Here is a 17445-nt window from a genome sequence, read left to right on the forward strand (position 1 = left end):
CGTCACGCCTGCGCGGGGCGAGATGAACGCCGCGCGGGCGTCACTACCACGGTGTCGTCGATAGGGAAATGCAGCAGTGCCGCGATCAATCCCGCCGCGACCGTCGCTACCCATAGCAGTGAGTACGAGCCCGTCAGATCGAACACGAGGCCACCGAGCCACGCGCCGAGAAACGAGCCGATCTGATGGCTCAGAAAGCACACGCCGAACAGGCTGCCGAGGTGACGCGTGCCGAACACCTTGGCGACTAGCCCGCTCGTCAACGGTACGGTGCCGAGCCACGTGAGGCCCATCACCGCCGCGAAAATCACCACGGAGACAGCGCTTTTCGGCAGCGCGAAGAATGCGGCGATCGTCGCGCTGCGCATCAGATAAAGCCAGCCGAGCACATGATGTTGGCGGAACCGGCCGCCGAGCCAACCACATGCCCAACTGCCCGCCATGTTGAACAGGCCGATCAGCGCAAGCGCGGTCGCGCCCAGCCCGATCGGCATATGACACAGCGTCAGATACTCGGGCAGATGCGTCGCGATGAACGCGAGCTGAAAGCCGCAGGTGAAGAAGCCGAGCGTCAGCAAGCGGTAGCCGCGATGGCGCATCGCTTGTGACAGAACCTCGCGCAGCGGCGCCGCGGGCACGTCCTCGAACCGCGCCTGAGCCGTCGCGTGGATCGGCGCACGCCGGTCGAGCACGATGCCGAGCGGCGCGATCAGCAGCATGGCGAAAGCGAGCACGAATAGCGATGTCGCGATGCCCGAATGCAGCCGGATGGCTTGTACGAGCGGCACCATCAGCACCTGTCCGGCGGAGCCGCCGGCGCTGACGAGCCCCATCGCGACGCTGCGCTTCTCCGGCGACGCAACGCGGCCGACCGCCGGCAACACCACGCCGAAGGTCGTGCAGCTCACGCCGATGCCGACCAGCAATCCCATGCCGATCACCAGCAGCGCACCGCTCGGGGCGACCGCCGACAGCGCAAGGCCGGCCGCGAACGTCGACGCGCCGAACGCGACGACCGGCGCCGAGCCATAGCGATCCGCGGCCGCGCCCGCGAACGGCTGCGCGAAGCCCCACACGAGGTTGTGCAACGCGATCGCGAAAGCGATCAGCGTGACCGGCAGACCGCGGTCGAACGAGAACGGGCCGATGAACAGGCCGAAGGTCTGGCGGATGCCCATCGCGGCGCTCAGGATCAGCGCACCGGCAACGATCACGAGCGTCGCGGTGACGGTCGTCGCGGGAGCCAGGGCGGGGGCGGGTTGCTTGCTATGGGTCGTCGACATGGCGGCTCCTCCTTGGCCACCATCGTCGCAGCCCGCCGCGCAGCCGGCAAAGGAAAAGATTTCGGCGACAGGTGAGCGTGACTCACCTATGCGTTGCTATGTCGTCGTCCGCCGCCGCGTCCGCATGCGCGTCGAAGGCCGCCGCCTCGTCGACGAGCCAACGTTTGAAATCGGCGAGCTCGGGCCGCCGGATCGCGCTGTCCGCATTCTCCGCGCTGACCAGCCAGTACGCGGTGGTCGATGCGACGGTGGCCGCGCAAGCCTCGACCAGCGCGCCGCTCGCCAGATCGCCGTCGACCAGCGGCCTGCGGCCGAGCGCGACGCCGAGGCCCATGCTGGCCGCTTCGAAGGCGAGCTGGATCGTGTCGACGTGCAAGCCGCCGCCTGTATCGATGCCGCCGGTACCGGTCGCGTCGAGCCACGCCTGCCAGTCTTCACTCGCGGCGTTCACGTGAATCAGCGTCGCGCGTCGCAGGCTCGGGACGCCGTGCTCGTCGCGCAGCGTTTCCAGATAAGCAGGGCCGCACACGGGCACGAAGCGCTCGCCGAACAGGCGCGTCCATGCCGTGCCGGCGACCGGCGCGCGACTCATGCGGATCGCAAAGTCGAAGCCGTCGACCGGAAAGCCGACCTGGCGACGCGACGTGTCCACGCTCACGACGACATGCGGCCAGCGCGCGCGAAAACCGGCGAGGCGCGGCAGCAGCCAGCGCGACGCGAAGGTCGGCGCGCAACTGAGCGCGATTGGCCGATCCGCGCGATGATTGGGCAGACGTTGCGTGCCGATCGCGATCAGCGAAAACGCCTCGGAGACGTACGACAGATAATCCGCGCCAATCGCCGTTAGCGAGATGCCGCGCGGCTCGCGCACGAACAGTTCGACGCCGAGCGCTCCCTCGAGTCCGACGATGCCGTGACTGATCGCGCTCGGCGTGACGTTCAGCTCGGCGGCGGCGAGCTTGAAACTTTGATGCCTGCCGGCCGCTTCGAAAAAGCGAAGCGCGGGCAGGGGTGGCAGACGAAGCGGCATGTGCGTTCCCCAAGGCGCCGCGTCGTGCGTGGCGCGTGTGCCGGGTGGTGTTGGCGGGTGTAACGAGCTTGCTGTTTGGCGCAAGCATACCTTGCGCCGGCGCCTGGCGAGCGGGTGGTCAAACCGCCGGCAAAATCGCCGCAAAAAGCCGCCGCTGCAAAATCATGGCGAGGCCTGTCGATTCTCCGCAGCCTCGTTCGTCGTCCCTACAGGAAGGGCGGCAAAGCGACGATGCCTGCTCGTCTACCGTCCGTTTTTCTGACGATTTCTCACAAGGAGATGACTGATGAACGACGCAAACACTTCGATGCATACGCTGAAACCGGCCCGCGAACTGGCCGACTTGCCCTCGCGCTTTCCCGGCGAGAGCCCCGAATATCGACTCGCGCGCAACGCGTTGCTCGCCGAGGAGATCGAGCTGCGCCGCCAGATCGAGCGTGTCGCCGCGCAGCGTCGCGCGCTGCCGGCGGGCGGCGTCGTGCCGGAGGATTACCGCTTCGACGGCGAAGCGGGCCCGGTCACGCTATCGCAGATGTTCGGCGCGCACGACACGCTCGTGACCTACAACTGGATGTTCGGACCGCAACGCGCGCGGCCGTGCCCGATGTGCACGTCGCTACTGAGCGCGTGGGACGGCGAAATGCCCGATATCCTGCAGCGCGTCGCGTTCGCGGTGATCGGCCGCTCGCCGATCGACAGGCTCGTCGCGTTCAAGCAGGAGCGCGGCTGGCGGCATCTGCGGCTGTATTCGTCGGGCGGCAACACGTTCAATCGCGATTACGCGGCCGAAGATCCCGCCGGCGACGACCTTCCCGCGCTGAACGTATTCACGCGCACGGGCGGCGTCGTGCGGCACTTCTGGGCCGAGGAGATGGGGCCGTCGACGTCGGACCCCGGACAGGATCCGCGCGGCGCGCCCGATCCGATGCCGTTGTGGACGATCCTCGACATGACGCCGGGCGGCCGTGGCACCGACTGGTATCCAGCTGGCGTATTGAGCGGCGCTGCCATGGAGCGATAGAGCGCTACAGATGGGTCTCCGCCGCGCGGCTCTGGGCGAGCGCGGTCCACAGAAACGTGCCGACCGCGCTCGCCCGCATCGGCAGGCTGAACAGATAGCCCTGCACCGCGCGCGCGCCGAGCGCCTTCACGACCTGGGACTGCAACGGCGTTTCGAGTCCCTCCACCACGCATTCGAGCCCGAGGTTGCGGCATAGGTCGATCACGGATTTGATGATCTTCTTCGAGGCGCTGTTGGCATCGACGTCGCTCACGAAGCTGCGGTCGATCTTGATCGCGTCGAATGGCAGCCGATGCACGTAGCTGAGGCTCGAATAGCCGGTGCCGAAATCGTCGAGCGACAGCCGGCAGCCGGCCTGCTTCAGCATCGTCATCGCGCTGTGCGCCTGCCCGAAATCGCGCGTCAACGCGGTTTCGGTCATTTCGAACGTCACGCGATGCGGCGACACGCCGCTTGCCGCGACGATGTCGATCAGGCGGCGCGCGCGCGCCGACGTCGAGATATCGATCGCGGACAGGTTGAACGACAGATACAGATCGGCGGGCCAGTGCGCGACCTCGGCGAGCGCCTGGCGCAGCAGCACGTCGGTGATGCCGAGGATCAGCTCGGTCCGCTCTGCAATCCGAATGAATTCCTCCGGCCTGACCATGCCGAGCCGCGCGTTGTGCCATCGCCCGAGCGCTTCGAGGCCGATCGGCCGGCGCGTGAGCAGATCGTAGATCGGCTGGAACTCGAGGAACAGTTCCGCTTCCAGGTCCGCATGGCGCAGCTCCTGCGTGACGAGGCTTAGACGCCGCATCTGCGTTTCGTGTTCGGTCGAGAAAATCACCGGCATGCCGCGGCGGTTTTCCTTGCCGACGTAGAGCGCGGCGTCGGCGCGTTCGAACACCTGCGCGACCGTCGAGCCCGCGTCGGGAAACGCGGCCCAGCCGATCGTGCCCGACAGCTCCGCGACATTGTCGGCGACTTGATAAGGCTGGCTGAGCGCATCGCAGATACGCTGCCCCAACTCGACCAGCGCTTCGTTCGACACCTTGTGGCGCACGAGCACGCCGAATTCATCGCCGCCCAGACGCGCGAACATCAGGCCCGTTTCGCCGATCAACACGAGCCGCGTGCCGACTTCCTGCAGCACGAGGTCGCCGCTCGCGTGACCGTAAATGTCGTTGACCTGCTTGAAGCCGTCCAGATCGATGAGACCGACATTGAAGCCGCCACCGGTTTCGAGCGCCTGCTCCGATATCGCGCTCAGCGCCGCGAAGAAACTGCGCCGGTTCGGCAGGCCGGTCAGACTGTCGATGTTGGCGAGCCGGTAGTTGTCGTCGCTGAGCCGTTGGGTGTTGTGCTGGCTTGCCTGCAGTTCGCGTTGCGCGTGCACCGCGTCTGCAAACGTGCGCCAGTAAAGCTGGATGACCACCGCGAGCGCGACGCCGACCAGCGCCATGTCGACGGCCATCGCGAAGAACACCGGCGAGCCGCTCGACACGAGGAACCCGGAGAAACTCAGGATGACGATGCAAAGCAGCAGAAGCGCGGGCTTGCGCAGATGGATCAGGCAGAACATGCTGCCGACCAGCGTCGTCGCCATATAGAACGCGACCTGCGCCTGCTGGTAGGCGGTGCCGTACGGAAACAGCAGCACCGACCAGCCGCTGAACGCGACGCCGAACACGCCGACGATCCATGTCACGCTGCGCAACTCGCGGACCGCCTGAGCGTCCATCATCTTATGGTTGCGTTTGCGCCACCAGCGCACGCAGCGATACACACACAGCGCGCCGAGCGTGCCGGGCACATACATCGACAGCCAGGCCGGCGCGCTGTCCAGATGCGTCGCCGCCACCGCCGCCGTGTTGACGAGCAGGATGAAGTAGAGAAGCGGTACCTGGCGGCCGAACGCGTGCAACTGCGCACGCATCAGCTCCCGGTCACCCTCGGCGACCGACAGTACCTTCTTCAATCTCGCAAGCCAATCCATCGCCATCCCTTTAACGTTTGCGCGTTAAACGCAGCTGTTTATATCGGCGCGAGGCTGATTAACTTGAGCGCTCCGAGGGGCTAACGGAGCATCGCAGTCCAGGGGCTGTGAACCCGGCTGCGCGCTTACGGATCGTCGGGCGGTAAGTACTACCTGGCGGCGCGCGTTGGCGGCGCTGGAACCAGACGTTTGTGCCGGATGCCGATCGCGAGACGCGAGCAAATGGCGGCCTTCGCGCATGCTCAAAGTGTGGGGCACGACAGCACCCGCTGCGGCCGCATGGCGGTGCCGGGCAGTCCGGCCGGCGCGGGTGTGCCGCGCGGCGCGGCCGAGACGAGCCGGACCGCGTCGGCGCCAGCATTCGCGAGCACGTATTTTTCCGGGCTGTCATCCGGCTGCCAGTACGCGCGAAACACGTCGCCGTCGCTGAACACGAGCAGCTTGCCGTGCACCGTTTTTCCGCCGCCAACGAAGTCGACCAGTTCGCCGTCGCGTAGCGAGAAGCTCTGCGCGGCGCTGGAGTTCGTCGCACCGACGAGGGTCGCGCACGCGTTGTCGTCGGCCGCGGCCGCCGCCGACGACAACGCGGCGAGCAGCGCGCATGTTGCAAAGTGGCGAATTCTCACTTCTTTATGTCTTGCCGATAGTTAACCCGTGACGTGTATTGCAAATGGCGCGCCCGCGCATCGCGAAAAGGGCTATCGTCATCGGGAAGGCGGCGCGGGATCGCGTAACGCGACCTAAAGTACTGAAATTGCAACGGATTGTGATGCGCGGCGAACGCTCATAAGGCGGCGCGCGCGCATAAGCTCGCGATTCTTATGGCAGTTTGGGGCGCAAAAACGTCAAACCGGCGCCTCTGCCTTGATACAAGCCTTACACCAAGGGTTTGCGCGAAGGTGCGCCTATGCGTTAGTGTGTCGGTCCCGGCGCCTCACAGGGCGCCGGTTCCATGATTACCATACGGGAAGTGCTATGAACAAACAGGAACTGATTGATGCAGTCGCCGCAGCGACGGGCGAAAGCAAAGCGGCAACCGGCCAGACCATCGACGCGATCGTCGAGGCAGTGACCAAGGCCGTGGTGAGCGGCGATACGGTGCAACTGGTCGGTTTCGGTTCGTTCTCGACCGGCGCGCGCGCGGCACGCGTGGGCCGCAATCCGTCGACGGGCGAAGAGATCCAGATCGCCGCGGCCAAGACGGTGAAGTTCACCGCAGGCAAGGCGTTCAAGGAAGCCGTCAACGCGTCGTAAGCAACGCGCTTCACGCCGGAGCATTCGCGGTGCGCTCCGCAGCCCCGCTGTGAGGCGCGCGTGAGTGATGCGTCGGGCGTGAGGATCACGCGCTGCCCCACCCGGCCAGGCGATTCGCCGGCAGCTGGTGCGGCGCGTGTGTCTGGCTCCTTGAGCCAGGCGTTCGTGGGCTCGACCGGCTTCGATTGAGTCTAGAGCGGACCCGTCGCGGCCATCGCGATCGGGCGGTCCGTGCGTTGCCCCGTCAGCCCGCGCGACGCTTGCGGGTTGCCTCGGCGAGCGTGGCGAGCACCGGTTCGGTCTGCGCCCAGCTCACGCAGGCATCCGTGATCGATACGCCATAACGCAACGGCACACCGGCCTTCAGATCCTGACGGCCTTCTTCCAGATGACTTTCGAGCATCACACCGACAATGCGGCGCTCGCGCTCCGACAGTTGTCGCGCGATATCGTCCGCGACCTCGATCTGCCGCAAGTGCGATTTGTTCGAGTTCGCATGGGAGCAGTCGATCATCACCTGCTCGCGCAGACCCGCTGAACTCAGCGCTTCACAGGTCGCCTGCACCGACGCGCTGTCGTAGTTCGGCCCTTTCTTGCCGCCGCGCAGGATCACGTGCGCGTCGTCGTTGCCGCGTGTTTCGAAGATCGCGGCCATGCCCATTTTCGTCATGCCCATGAACGCGTGGCTCGCACGCGCCGCGACGATCGCGTCGGCGGCGATCTGCACGCCGCCGTCGGTGCCGTTCTTGAAGCCGATCGGGCAGCTCAGGCCCGACGCAAGCTGACGATGACTCTGGCTCTCGGTCGTGCGCGCGCCGATCGCACCCCACGCGATCAGATCGGCGATGTATTGCGGGCTCAACAGGTCGAGAAACTCGGTCGCCGTGGGCAAGCCCAGACCGTTGATGTCGAGCAGCAATTGCCGGGCGAGACGCAGGCCTTCGTTGATGCGGAAGCTGCCGTCCAGACGCGGATCGTTGATGTAGCCTTTCCAGCCCACCGTCGTGCGCGGTTTCTCGAAGTACACGCGCATCACGATCAGCAGATCGTCCCGGTAATGATCGGTGGCGGCCTTCAGCTTGCGTGCGTACTCGATCGCCTGGTCGTGATCGTGAATCGAACAGGGGCCGACGATCAGCACGAGCCGGTCGTCGCGGCTGTGCAGAATGTCGGCGATTTCGACGCGAGTCTTCTCGACCAGCGACTGCACCGCGGGCGGCACCGGCAGTTCGTCCTGCAGCAGCGCGGGGGAAATCAGCGGACGGACCGCGCCGATGCGCACGTCGTCGATGCGCGTGGTGTCCTGGGTGGCGTCGGCCGAGCCGACTTCCTGATCGTGCAGGGGATTGTCGAGGGCGCTCAAGATGTTCTCCGCAATCGGTTGATGAGGCGGCCTTGCCGCCTGATTATGCGAGCGCCGCCGCGATGAGGGCGCGCGGGCGCCGCGTGGGTTTGACGTGGACCGTGCGGGTTGGGTCGCTGCGTGCCTCGGGCAAGGTTTGACGCAAGGTCTTGCGTCGGGCTTGACGCGAAGCCGACGCGACCGCGCACGGATGCGCTGGCGCGATTATGACACCCGCGCCGGCCTCATGGCGGGCGGACCGGCGGGCAGGCGGCGCGGCGGATTCAGAGCTTCTCGAGCAACGCCATCGCGGCGGCCGGATTGCGCTCCTTGAAGCCGCTGATCACATACAGATAGACGTCGCGCGTGGCGGCCTTCGCGGGCGGCTCCGCGCAGGTCTCGAGATCGTCGGGCGTGATGCCCGCGGCGAGCTGGCGCGCGCGTTCGGCCCATGCGTCGAGCGCTTTCGTCGAATAGCCATTGGCTTGCTTTTCGCTCGTGCCCATGATGCGCGCGTAGACGAACGGCCCGGTGATGTCGGCGATCTGCGGATACTCGCTGTCGGCCGCGAGCACGACTGCGACCTTGTACTTGCGCGCCAGCGCGATGAAGTCCGGTGTCCTGAACGACTCGTGACGAACCTCGACCGCGTGCCGCAGCTTCTGTCCTTCGATGCTCGCGGGCAGCAGCTTCAGAAAGGCCTCGAAATCGTCGGCGTCGAATTTTTTGGTCGGCGCGAACTGCCAGTTGATGGGCCCGAGCTTCTGCTTGAGCAGCAGCACGCCGCTTGCGAAGAATCGCTCGATCGTGTCGCCCGCTTCGGCGAGCACCTTGCGGTTGGTCGCGTAACGCGGCGCTTTCAGCGAGAACACGAAATCGTCGGGCGTTTCCTGATACCACTTCTCGTAGCTGGCCGGCTTCTGCAAACCATAGAACGTGCCGTTGATCTCGGGGGAATCTTGTAAGGCCTGCCAGATAAGGCTGGTATCGCAGAGCTAGCAGTGCGGCTACCCACTTGGCTACCCAGCTGCGTTCCAGCGCCGATTCCAGTCTCAACAGCCATACCGTATGTCGCTGCAGACTGCACCGGAGGCCGATAAAGATTGAGGGGAGAGGATTGAAATCGTTGGGACGGAGGTCGCGTCATCTTGAGGTTTATTCAACGCCTGCCCGCAGATGCCGGCGCCAGCCCCACGAGCCCACGGACATGGGCAGACGTCGAACAAACCTCAAGAGAGAACAAACTTCAAGAGAAGCTGACAGTGGTAGTTGCGCGCACAACGACTGAAGTACGGACAGGGCGGACGCTCGTCGACCAGGATGGGTACGACGGGACACTGTTTTAGTCCGGCCATTCACCGAAGGCAACGGTGGAAGTTCGCTACCCATTTGGATGAGTACATAGCTCCGAACCGAAAGCGCTGTTTGGATTTACTCGAAGCAGCCACTGGAGGAAAAATTGGCTGCTGGACCGAAGTTGCTAATGCTGTGACGCGCCAGCTTGAGAGCGAAGCCTTTGCGGGCTTCGCACTTTTTCGTTGCGTGCGCCTCGGGTTCTGCTCGCAATACGATCAACGCGTACGCATATCGCTCAACTTTAGCCTGTCACAGGCGCTCGATGATGGCTTTTGCCGCGTCTGGGTTGCGTTCCTTGAAGCCGCTGATCACGTAGAGGTAAACATCGCGCGCGCTTTTTGCGGCTGCCTTGGCCCCGACGGGTTCGATATCTTCAGGAATGGTGCCTGCGGCAAGCTGGCGTGCGCGCTCGGCCCACGCATCGAGCGCCTTCTTCGAATAACCTTGGGCCTGCTTTTCGGACGTCCCCATGATGCGCGCATACACAAAGGGTGCGGTGAGATTGGCGATCTGCGGATAATGGCTATCGCCTGCGAGTACGATCGCCACGCCATATTTGCGCGCCAGCGCGACAAAGACTTCGTTGCGGAAACTCTCGTGTCGAACTTCGACGGCATGCCTTAGCGTGAGTCCGTCGAGCTTCCTGGGCAGCAACGCCAGAAACGCTTCGAAGTCGTCTGCGTCGAATTGCTTGGTTGTGGCGAACTGCCAGTTGATCGGACCGAGTTTTTGTTTCAGATGCACGAGGCCACTGTCGAAGAAGCGTTCGATACTGTCGCCGGCCTCGGCCAGCACACGCCGGTTGGTCGCGTAGCGCGGCGCCTTGAGCGCAAATACAAAATCGTCAGGCGTCTCGTCGCGCCACTTCATATAGCTCTCGGGTTTCTGCAAGCCATAGAAGGTCCCATTAATTTCGATGGTCGTCAGCTGGCGGCTCGCGTATTCGAGCTCGCGCTTTTGCGTCAGATCCGGCGGATAAAACACCCCGCGCCATGGGCCATAGGTCCAGCCTCCAACGCCAACCCGGATTCGCGGTTTTGTGCGTGTCGCCATATGCGGTTTTCCTCGTAGCTCCGGGTTGCCTCGGGGCGCTCAGGTATCGATTCCAACTTAATAGCTGTACCGTGCGTCCATGCAGGCATGACCTGCGGGTCGTTATTACAGCTGTCTCGCCAATGGTAGCGGACAACACCCACGCCTGTCTGCTAGTAGCAGCCTACCCGATCATGCGTCGCTGGTAATGACGGGGGCGGGCGCGGAACATTGTGGAAAACGACCGCGAGCGTGAGGCCTGCCCGGAGCCGGGCGGGGAGGCAGAAGCCTGCAGACATCGGTGCGGGAGCTGGAATGGCGCGATCGCGCAGTAAGCGCGAGGAGAACTCTCGCGAGCGTCGTGAGTTCAATCCAGCCAAAGACACTAATCTTACTGTGTCACAAAATAAGTCGGGAATCTATCTGCCGCTCGGGAAGAGAGCCATCGTTGCATGAGCCGCATTCCAAGCAGGATACGCAACGTAGTAAGGGAATCAGGAACGTGGCGTTGAGCGCGCTGGACTACCCCGGGGGATGTAATCCGGGGGAAGGGCAGACAGCGCGCGTTCAAGGAAGTTTTTTTTATCGCGTCCATCTGATTGCATTCTGAGTCGCTGAGCCATCAGAAACCCATACGCAGCGATACTCAGTGTGGCGTGGTGGTGAAAGCCACGCCAGCCTCGCCCTTCGTAATGACCGAGCCCGAACTCCTGTTTCAGGTCCTGATAGTCGCGCTCGATGCGCCAGCGCATTTTGGTCACGAACACAAGCTGCTCAAGTGTTGCCTCCCCGGGGGCGGTAGTGAGAAAGTATTTGAGCGGCTCCGTATCGCCATCAGGCCATTCAACAAGCAGCCATTCTTCGTCGCGAACGGTGCTTCGCCAATAGTCGCGATGTGCGGGACGAACCCGTACAGCGGCAAAGCGAGACGAAAGTGCTGCGTTGCTGCCTTCGCGCCAGGTTACGGCTTGCCAGGCGTTCACGGGTAATTGCATGGCCAGTTCCTTCACGGCGATCGGTTCATGGCCAGGCGCACGGCGCAACAGCGCCGGTGGCCTGCCGCGCCCGCTCCAGGGTTTAGGAGGCAGCGGCGCCGTACCGGGTGCCCACACCGAGGTGCCCGGCCGGATCCCTACTGAATACAGCAAACCCAGTTCAGTTATCCCGTCCCGGAAAGCAGTTTCGTCGCCGTATCCGGCATCGGCCAGCACGATGCCCGGTGCAATGCCGGATGCCATAGCCTCGCGAAGCTGGGCCAGCGCAATCTGCGGCTTGGTCTCGAAAGCCAGATCGTCGGGAATGCCAGCGCGACGGGCACGTTCCCGGTCGTCAATCCATTCTTTGGGGACATACAGTTGCCAGGCAATCGGCAAACTGCCGCGTTGTATCGCGATCGACAGGCTCACGGCGACCTGACAGTTGTCCTGTTTGCCGAGCTGCCCGCAGTACTGACGTGCCACACCAACCGAATGACGTCCCTTCTTTGGAAAACCGGTGTCGTCGATAATCCAGTAGTAGCCGGTCTCTTCCGCAGCGTGCGCGTCTAACGCGGGCATCACCCATTCGCGTACCCGCTGCAATACCGCACAGTCAGACCAGTCTGCCTTGGCCACAAAGTGGTGGAGCGACTGGTGCGTCGCGCTCGCGTGAAGTGGATCAATGTGCGCGGCCATCGGCTCGACGCTCTTGCGCGACAGCGGCAACACCAAGCCCGAACAGTAACCCTTGAGGCCGGCATGGCGATCGGCGTGCCCTAACGCCTGCCCCAGATGATTCAGATACGCGTCAAATTCGTCGACATCTCCACTCATCGTGATCGCCCGAAGTCTGTATTATTTAATACTACCAGGTATCACCTTGCTGCAAATGAATTTTGTGACACAGTAAGACTAACAGGCTGAGGGCAAAAGCTTCGCGGCCTCGGGTGAGTCGCGAAGTGCCCGCTGGACCTTTTGCCGGAAAGGCGGTCCCCAGTGACGTCGATTTGCCGCATTTCGAAGGATGGCTTCAGCTTTCGATGCGCTCCGCCCTCTGAACGCGACCGTCGCCCCACGAGCGGTGAGTTGCAATGAGATTCCTTTGCCAATTCCGCCTGTGACGACGGATACCTTGCCGCCAAGACCACTCATTGCCTGTCGCCTTCAGTGCTGCGTGACATGCATCCCGATGCCTGCTATCTCGCGTACCGGCTTGTTTTGGCGGTGGAACAGTGGGATGGTTGAACACACGCAGGACCTTATCCGCTTCTCGGCAATTGCCCGCTCGTCCGTGATACGTAGAAACCGCTGGCTCCGCGATCCAGATGCGAGTGCCTGCCGGCAAGCCGATCATCGGGATAGCTCCCGGATCAGCAGCCGCAGCATGTCCGGTGACACGTTGCCGCGAACTCTCAAGCGTGCACGGTCGAACTCGATCTCGCAAAGATTCTCTGGCAACCGTGCTGTATCGACTGCCATCGGTGGCGTATGTTCTGCCGCCTCAGCGACAACATCCAGAGGCAACAGCGACGGCACCTCCGTTGCCCGCCTCAGCGTTGCGCCCTCAGGCAGCGTTGGCAAACCGTACTCTCCTGCCAGATAATGCCGTCGCCATTTGAACAACAGGTTCGCATTGATGTCGTTGCTGCGCGCGATCAACGCCACCGACGCGCCCGGCTCAAAAGATTGTTCAACCAGTTGCCGTTTGAACTCGGTCGGAAAGTTCGGCCGCTTATATGCGCCGTCTGCGGCGCCATCGCCCCACGTCTTGTCCACTTTGGTATCCACCATAATTTGGCGGATACCAAACTACCCAAAACCTCAATCAACACGCCAGAACGGCCACTGCAAGACGCTTACATACGATCAGCAGTTTCTTCGCTTGCTATCCTGTTTCGATTTTGGTCGGAATCCCGTACCGTTCACATCGGGTAGGTCTTGATGTTGATATCGACCGCAGAGCGATGCCGTGCTGACCGTACCGAACGCACAGGAATTGACTATTGCGGTAAATCAATTGCCGAACCGAACGCAGAATGTACTGAGGTTGTCACGTTGAGGGTTCCGAGACACGCGCGAAGGGGGTGTCTGCCTATATAACGGACGGATCCTGAGCGAAATCAGTGACGTAGTGCCATGCCGAAAAGCGTTCGTCGAGTTGTTTGCGGTAGAGGGCGGCGCAGTGGATGTCTTCGCTTGGCCTACGCTTGTACATCTCGCACCGACTATCCGTAGTACTTGGCATTCTCTAGCCACGCCGCTTAAAGCGCGGCGATGTCAGAAGGCTCGCATGCGCATCGTCTATCTGAGCCAAGCCGCGCTCGATCAAACGCGGCTGGAGATAACTGAAGCTTAAGCGTGAACGGGCTGCACCGCTCGGTCCATGGTGCTTTCCTTCGACGAGTATGACATTGTGCTTCCGGCGCACTTCGCCGACCAATTCGGCGGAATCGACGCCTTCGGCAAGCGAGACCCAGAACGAAAATCCACCACTCGGAATCTCGTAATCCGGTTTGCAGAATCGGCAGGCCTGTAACAGCCTATGCATTGCGTCGCGCTTGCCCCGGTAGTGCGTTCTAAGGTGCTCGACGTGAGCGTCCAAAGACGACGACTGCAATAAGGCGAGCGCCATATTGCTGACAATGGGACTCACACCTCCATCGCATTTCAGGCGGGCTAGGCGGTCGACAATTTCCGGCTCGGCCAGCACCCAGCCTACGCGAAGCCCGGGGCCTAAGACTTTGGAGAAGCTATGCACATTGATGATGTTACCACCCGCCTCCAGAATCTCGGGTGACCCGCCATCATAGGGCAACTCGCTATAAACCAGGTCCTGCACCAGCCGCACGCCGTTGCGGGACAGTAGAGCCTCCACCTCGACCATATGCCGGTGTGCAAAGTATCGTCCGGTCGGATTGTGGAACGCCGGAGTGGTGTAGTACAACTTGGCTCGCCCCTTTGCGTGCAGCAATGCTTGTTCGAGCAGATCGAGGTCGACGCCCGAGGAATCCGCACCTACTTGAACCACCGTCGCGCCCGCAATAGAGAAAATGCGCAACGCGCCGAGATAGGACGGGTCCTCGGTCAGCACGACGTCTCCTGGGTCGATAAAAGCATCGGCGAGCAGTTGCAGGGCTTGTGAAGCGCCGTTCGTCAGAATGACATTGCCACGCGCCATCCGGTACCTTTGGCCAAGCTGTCCGCGCAGTTCGGGAAGGCCAAAGGCGTCGGTGTACTGCGGTAGGTCGGAGATGCTGACGCCCGTCTCGACGGTAAGCGGGTCCGGCCATTGCAGGCGGGCGAACGTCAAAGGATCGGGAAGCCCATAGGCGAAGTTGACTGTGTCCTTGCCTGAGGTGTAGTCGAATATCCCATAACTGAGCGAAGTGCGACTGCGCATCGACATGACTGGCTCCATCGTTGGTTACGCGGCATCGACGGCGCGCTGGAAGCGCGATTGATATTGGCGGATGAACGAGTCGGCAATCGGCATTCCGAACGGCGGAAATTCGGCCGTCGCTCTGGGAGGCGTAGCCAATAGCGTGGCGTTTGCGCCGAGTGCCGGTGTCCAATTCTCGCCAAAGAACACGTTTCCATAGCGTTCGGCCAGCACTGGCATCACGGGATGGAGCATGCTCAGAAAGACGGATACGTGCACCGGCCGCCACGTTTCCGGGCTCGTGCCGAAGCCCGTCGCGACGAAGTATTCGTCAATCAGATCGAGGGCGTTCCAGAAACGTACCTGGTCCATCGCGGTGATATAACGTTGGACTATGTCGTCGTGCGCCGGCGTAAGACCGCTTCCATCGACATTCGCCGAGTGCAGTGAATCGCGGCGGAGGGCGCTTTCCCACGCAAGGATGTGCGAAGCCGACCGGATCAGTTCGCCGATCTGGAAATCGTTATTGTTGGTGTCGAACGGCTTGGCAATCCGAGCGAGCGCATAGCGCAACACACTCGGGTCGACCTGCCGGGATACTTCATCTGCCCAGAGTGCATGGTCGCGGCTGGTCGAGAATTTCTCGCCCTCCAATTTGTAGAAGTCCTGTATCGAATGATTTGCCGGAAGAGGATAGCCGCGCGCAAGCAGGCTGCCAGTCACGCCGATGGTGTAGTAGAAGCGGTTATCCTGGCCCATGAAAAACAGGAGGCGTGTATCAGGGTCGCGCATCACGGTGTCGTAGTTGACCTCGTCGCGTGCGCACTGCAAGCGGATCCCCGTCTCGAAACACCAAAGCCCTTCGAACCACGTCATCAACGTTTGCCCCGCAATCTTCGCGGGTGCTTCAAGTGTCACACCCCGGTCGAAAATGCGCGACATAGGCAGCGGCCGCAATTCGTCACGCAACCATGCACGCGCTTTACGCTGGATCGTTTGATCCCATTCACTCCCCTTGATCGCATCGTCAAGCATGGCTGCCATGCGAGGGATGTCGAAAACCGCCTGTTCGATGGGGCGAAGCGATAGCGGTTTGCCGCACGACGTGTGGACTGGCGCTCGCAACTTCGAGTGCTGTTGCGCCAAACCGCAGTTTTCGCACAAGTTGCTGTCGGTGGACGCATCGCACGCGGGGCAGAGGCCGACGGCAAGCGAATCGGCCACGAACTCGTCACAGTTTTCGCAGTAGAGTTGATGGCCATCACGCACATCAATGTAGCCTGCAGCTTCCAGCTCGCGAAAGATCTTCAGACTGTTCTGCTTGTGCGTAGCGTCCGTTGTTCTGATGAGGACATCGGGCTCGATGTGCATTGCCCGCAAGCAATCCATTATCTCGTCAATATGCAACTGCGCGACTTCGTCAATCGGGCGACCGAGCTTGCGCGCCTTCACTACTGTGTAGGTGCCATGCTCGTCCGCACCTGTGACGTGGTAGGCGCGGTGACCTCTCATGCGTTGAAAGCGAACGAAAAGATCGGTGAGCAGATAGACCCCGCCAATATGGCCTAGATGCAGTTTGCCGTTCGGGCAGGGCGGTGCGGGGCAAACGAAAAAAGTGCATGTGTTCACGTTAGTCCCACCATATCGATAGAAATTTCAGGCTCGCCGCCGGATCGGCATTGCGAATCGCGTGCTCCTCATTCGGCTCGATATAGAGCAGCGTTGAATCTGCGACTGGCCGCGCCTGACCATTCACCTCGAAGACTCCCTTGCCTGAAATGAGTATCCACACTTCATGCTCGGAATGGGAGTGCAGATTGACAGCGCCCGCCGGCACGACCTCAACAATCGACGTGCCGAACGCCGTTGTCAGGCCAGTGGGCAGATGTTCGAGCAGCCGGCAAACAAGAACGCCGTATTCTGGCCGCATCATGGATTGGTCAATCTGCTTTGTGTACACGCACATCCTCCGGTGAATTACATTAGGTGCGATAGAAAATGCCATTTGGCGGCTTCAGATCGTGGATATCCGATTCCTTGCCTTCGGGTGGGTTGTAGGCACGCTTCAGTTTGTTGTATTCCGTACGCGTGGGGCCACCAGTTGAGGCGCGCTGGAACACCAGATAGAGCGTGCGACGCGAACGGTTGCTTTTGTTGGGCTGCGAATAGTGCGGCGCGTAGTCGTCGAAGACGAAGATGTCGCCGGCCTTCCAGGGCACGGGTTCCCACTTGAACGTCTCGGCCACCTCCGGATGAATCACGCCGCCGGCGTCCATCGGAAACACACCTTTCTGATGGTTGCCCGGACTGAAGAACAGGCCGCCGTTGTCCGGATCGGAATCGTCGACGCCGATGGCGACCACGGCATGCACCATGCGTTCAGGAATGTTGTGCGGGATGTGATAGATGTCCTGATGCGGACGATACCCGCCGCTGTCCGGGTACTTGAAGATGAGCAGTTCCTTGAGCATGCGGGTATCTTCACCGAGAAGCGATTCGACGGCCGTCTGGATGCGCTTGTCGGCCAGCAACAGGTCGCGCAGCTCGTTGTTGAAGTCCAAAAAGTTCTCTATCTTTGAAACGATCCTGCGGTCGTCCTCGGTCTTCTCGAACCACATCATCCATTTGTTGTCGCTGATTTCCCAGCGCGAGACATCGTTGACCAGAGCAGAAATCTTTTCGCGGGTGACCGGATCGAAAAAGCCCTCTACTTTTAGATATCCATCTTCGCGCCACTTGGATTTTTGCGTTTCATTCAGCATACGAACCACCTCGTTAAAGAACGGAGTTTTC

General features: G+C 61.9%; 14 protein-coding genes and 1 pseudogene. 2 read left to right on the forward strand and 13 right to left on the reverse strand.

Annotation, left to right across the window (positions count from 1 at the left end; genetic code table 11):
• Positions 1-2 precede the first annotated feature (2 nt).
• Both OKW44_RS16555 and OKW44_RS16560 read right to left on the reverse strand, forming a co-directional pair.
• Positions 3-1283: an MFS transporter gene (locus OKW44_RS16555; protein ID WP_018423266.1), complete on the reverse strand. Its 1281-nt coding sequence runs from the start codon at positions 1281-1283 to the stop codon at positions 3-5.
• Positions 1284-1365: 82 nt separating this feature from the next.
• Complete coding sequence (locus OKW44_RS16560; RefSeq protein WP_018423265.1) at positions 1366-2313, reverse strand: LysR substrate-binding domain-containing protein; 948 nt, start codon at positions 2311-2313, stop codon at positions 1366-1368.
• Positions 2314-2599: 286 nt separating this feature from the next.
• Between OKW44_RS16560 and OKW44_RS16565 the strand changes: the two genes are divergently transcribed.
• Positions 2600-3334 carry a DUF899 family protein gene (locus OKW44_RS16565; RefSeq protein WP_018423264.1) on the forward strand — a complete coding sequence of 245 codons (735 nt, stop codon included), beginning with the start codon at positions 2600-2602 and terminating at the stop codon, positions 3332-3334.
• Positions 3335-3338: 4 nt separating this feature from the next.
• On the opposite strand, the gene OKW44_RS16570 is transcribed toward OKW44_RS16565, so the two are convergent.
• Both OKW44_RS16570 and OKW44_RS16575 read right to left on the reverse strand, forming a co-directional pair.
• Positions 3339-5312 carry a putative bifunctional diguanylate cyclase/phosphodiesterase gene (locus OKW44_RS16570; protein ID WP_026226307.1) on the reverse strand — a complete coding sequence of 658 codons (1974 nt, stop codon included), beginning with the start codon at positions 5310-5312 and terminating at the stop codon, positions 3339-3341.
• Between the two features lie 242 nt (positions 5313-5554).
• Positions 5555-5938 carry a hypothetical protein gene (locus OKW44_RS16575; protein ID WP_018423262.1) on the reverse strand — a complete coding sequence of 128 codons (384 nt, stop codon included), beginning with the start codon at positions 5936-5938 and terminating at the stop codon, positions 5555-5557.
• A 349-nt stretch (positions 5939-6287) separates the two neighbouring features.
• Between OKW44_RS16575 and OKW44_RS16580 the strand changes: the two genes are divergently transcribed.
• The gene (locus OKW44_RS16580; RefSeq protein ID WP_013092091.1) at positions 6288-6566 is read left to right on the forward strand and encodes an HU family DNA-binding protein; all 279 of its coding nucleotides are present in this window, start codon (positions 6288-6290) and stop codon (positions 6564-6566) included.
• 244 nt (positions 6567-6810) lie between these two features.
• Here the strand turns inward: OKW44_RS16580 and OKW44_RS16585 are convergent, their stop codons facing one another.
• The 9 genes and pseudogenes from OKW44_RS16585 to OKW44_RS16625 form a co-directional block, all read right to left on the reverse strand.
• Positions 6811-7929 carry a 3-deoxy-7-phosphoheptulonate synthase gene (locus OKW44_RS16585; protein ID WP_018423261.1) on the reverse strand — a complete coding sequence of 373 codons (1119 nt, stop codon included), beginning with the start codon at positions 7927-7929 and terminating at the stop codon, positions 6811-6813.
• Between the two features lie 263 nt (positions 7930-8192).
• Positions 8193-8864, reverse strand: a pseudogene (locus tag OKW44_RS16590) (DUF72 domain-containing protein); the annotation flags it as partial.
• Positions 8865-9513: 649 nt separating this feature from the next.
• The gene (locus tag OKW44_RS16595) at positions 9514-10317 is read right to left on the reverse strand and encodes a DUF72 domain-containing protein (protein ID WP_026226306.1); all 804 of its coding nucleotides are present in this window, start codon (positions 10315-10317) and stop codon (positions 9514-9516) included.
• 473 nt (positions 10318-10790) lie between these two features.
• Positions 10791-12107 (reverse strand): IS701 family transposase, encoded by a 1317-nt coding sequence (locus OKW44_RS16600; protein ID WP_018423258.1) that lies wholly within the window; start codon positions 12105-12107, stop codon positions 10791-10793.
• 516 nt (positions 12108-12623) lie between these two features.
• On the reverse strand, positions 12624-13049 hold the full coding sequence (gene tnpA / locus OKW44_RS16605) for an IS66-like element accessory protein TnpA (RefSeq protein ID WP_239499218.1): 426 nt from the start codon (positions 13047-13049) through the stop codon (positions 12624-12626).
• A 472-nt stretch (positions 13050-13521) separates the two neighbouring features.
• Positions 13522-14679, reverse strand: a complete 1158-nt coding sequence (locus tag OKW44_RS16610; RefSeq protein ID WP_018423256.1) for an aminotransferase-like domain-containing protein — start codon at positions 14677-14679, stop codon at positions 13522-13524.
• A gap of 18 nt (positions 14680-14697) precedes the next feature.
• Complete coding sequence (locus OKW44_RS16615; RefSeq protein ID WP_026226304.1) at positions 14698-16281, reverse strand: class I tRNA ligase family protein; 1584 nt, start codon at positions 16279-16281, stop codon at positions 14698-14700.
• A 1-nt stretch (position 16282) separates the two neighbouring features.
• Entirely contained in the window at positions 16283-16618 is a 336-nt protein-coding gene (locus OKW44_RS16620; protein WP_018423253.1) for a cupin domain-containing protein, read from the reverse strand.
• A 16-nt stretch (positions 16619-16634) separates the two neighbouring features.
• The gene (locus tag OKW44_RS16625; RefSeq protein WP_018423252.1) at positions 16635-17414 is read right to left on the reverse strand and encodes a phytanoyl-CoA dioxygenase family protein; all 780 of its coding nucleotides are present in this window, start codon (positions 17412-17414) and stop codon (positions 16635-16637) included.
• Positions 17415-17445: the final 31 nt, after the last annotated feature.

Source organism: Paraburkholderia lebeckiae, from assembly GCF_050436325.1.
Taxonomy (GTDB): domain Bacteria; phylum Pseudomonadota; class Gammaproteobacteria; order Burkholderiales; family Burkholderiaceae; genus Paraburkholderia; species Paraburkholderia tuberum.

Bases quoted from the DNA above. Each gene is read 5' to 3' on its own strand.
- OKW44_RS16580 (WP_013092091.1), top strand. From the start codon at position 6,288: ATGAACAAACAGGAACTGATTGATGCAGTCGCCGCAGCGACGGGCGAA.
- OKW44_RS16565 (WP_018423264.1), top strand. From the start codon at position 2,600: ATGAACGACGCAAACACTTCGATGCATACGCTGAAACCGGCCCGCGAA.
- OKW44_RS16555 (WP_018423266.1), bottom strand. From the start codon at position 1,283: ATGTCGACGACCCATAGCAAGCAACCCGCCCCCGCCCTGGCTCCCGCG.
- OKW44_RS16595 (WP_026226306.1), bottom strand. From the start codon at position 10,317: ATGGCGACACGCACAAAACCGCGAATCCGGGTTGGCGTTGGAGGCTGG.
- OKW44_RS16560 (WP_018423265.1), bottom strand. From the start codon at position 2,313: ATGCCGCTTCGTCTGCCACCCCTGCCCGCGCTTCGCTTTTTCGAAGCG.
- OKW44_RS16625 (WP_018423252.1), bottom strand. From the start codon at position 17,414: ATGCTGAATGAAACGCAAAAATCCAAGTGGCGCGAAGATGGATATCTA.
- OKW44_RS16600 (WP_018423258.1), bottom strand. From the start codon at position 12,107: ATGAGTGGAGATGTCGACGAATTTGACGCGTATCTGAATCATCTGGGG.
- OKW44_RS16570 (WP_026226307.1), bottom strand. From the start codon at position 5,312: ATGGATTGGCTTGCGAGATTGAAGAAGGTACTGTCGGTCGCCGAGGGT.
- OKW44_RS16620 (WP_018423253.1), bottom strand. From the start codon at position 16,618: ATGTGCGTGTACACAAAGCAGATTGACCAATCCATGATGCGGCCAGAA.
- OKW44_RS16610 (WP_018423256.1), bottom strand. From the start codon at position 14,679: ATGTCGATGCGCAGTCGCACTTCGCTCAGTTATGGGATATTCGACTAC.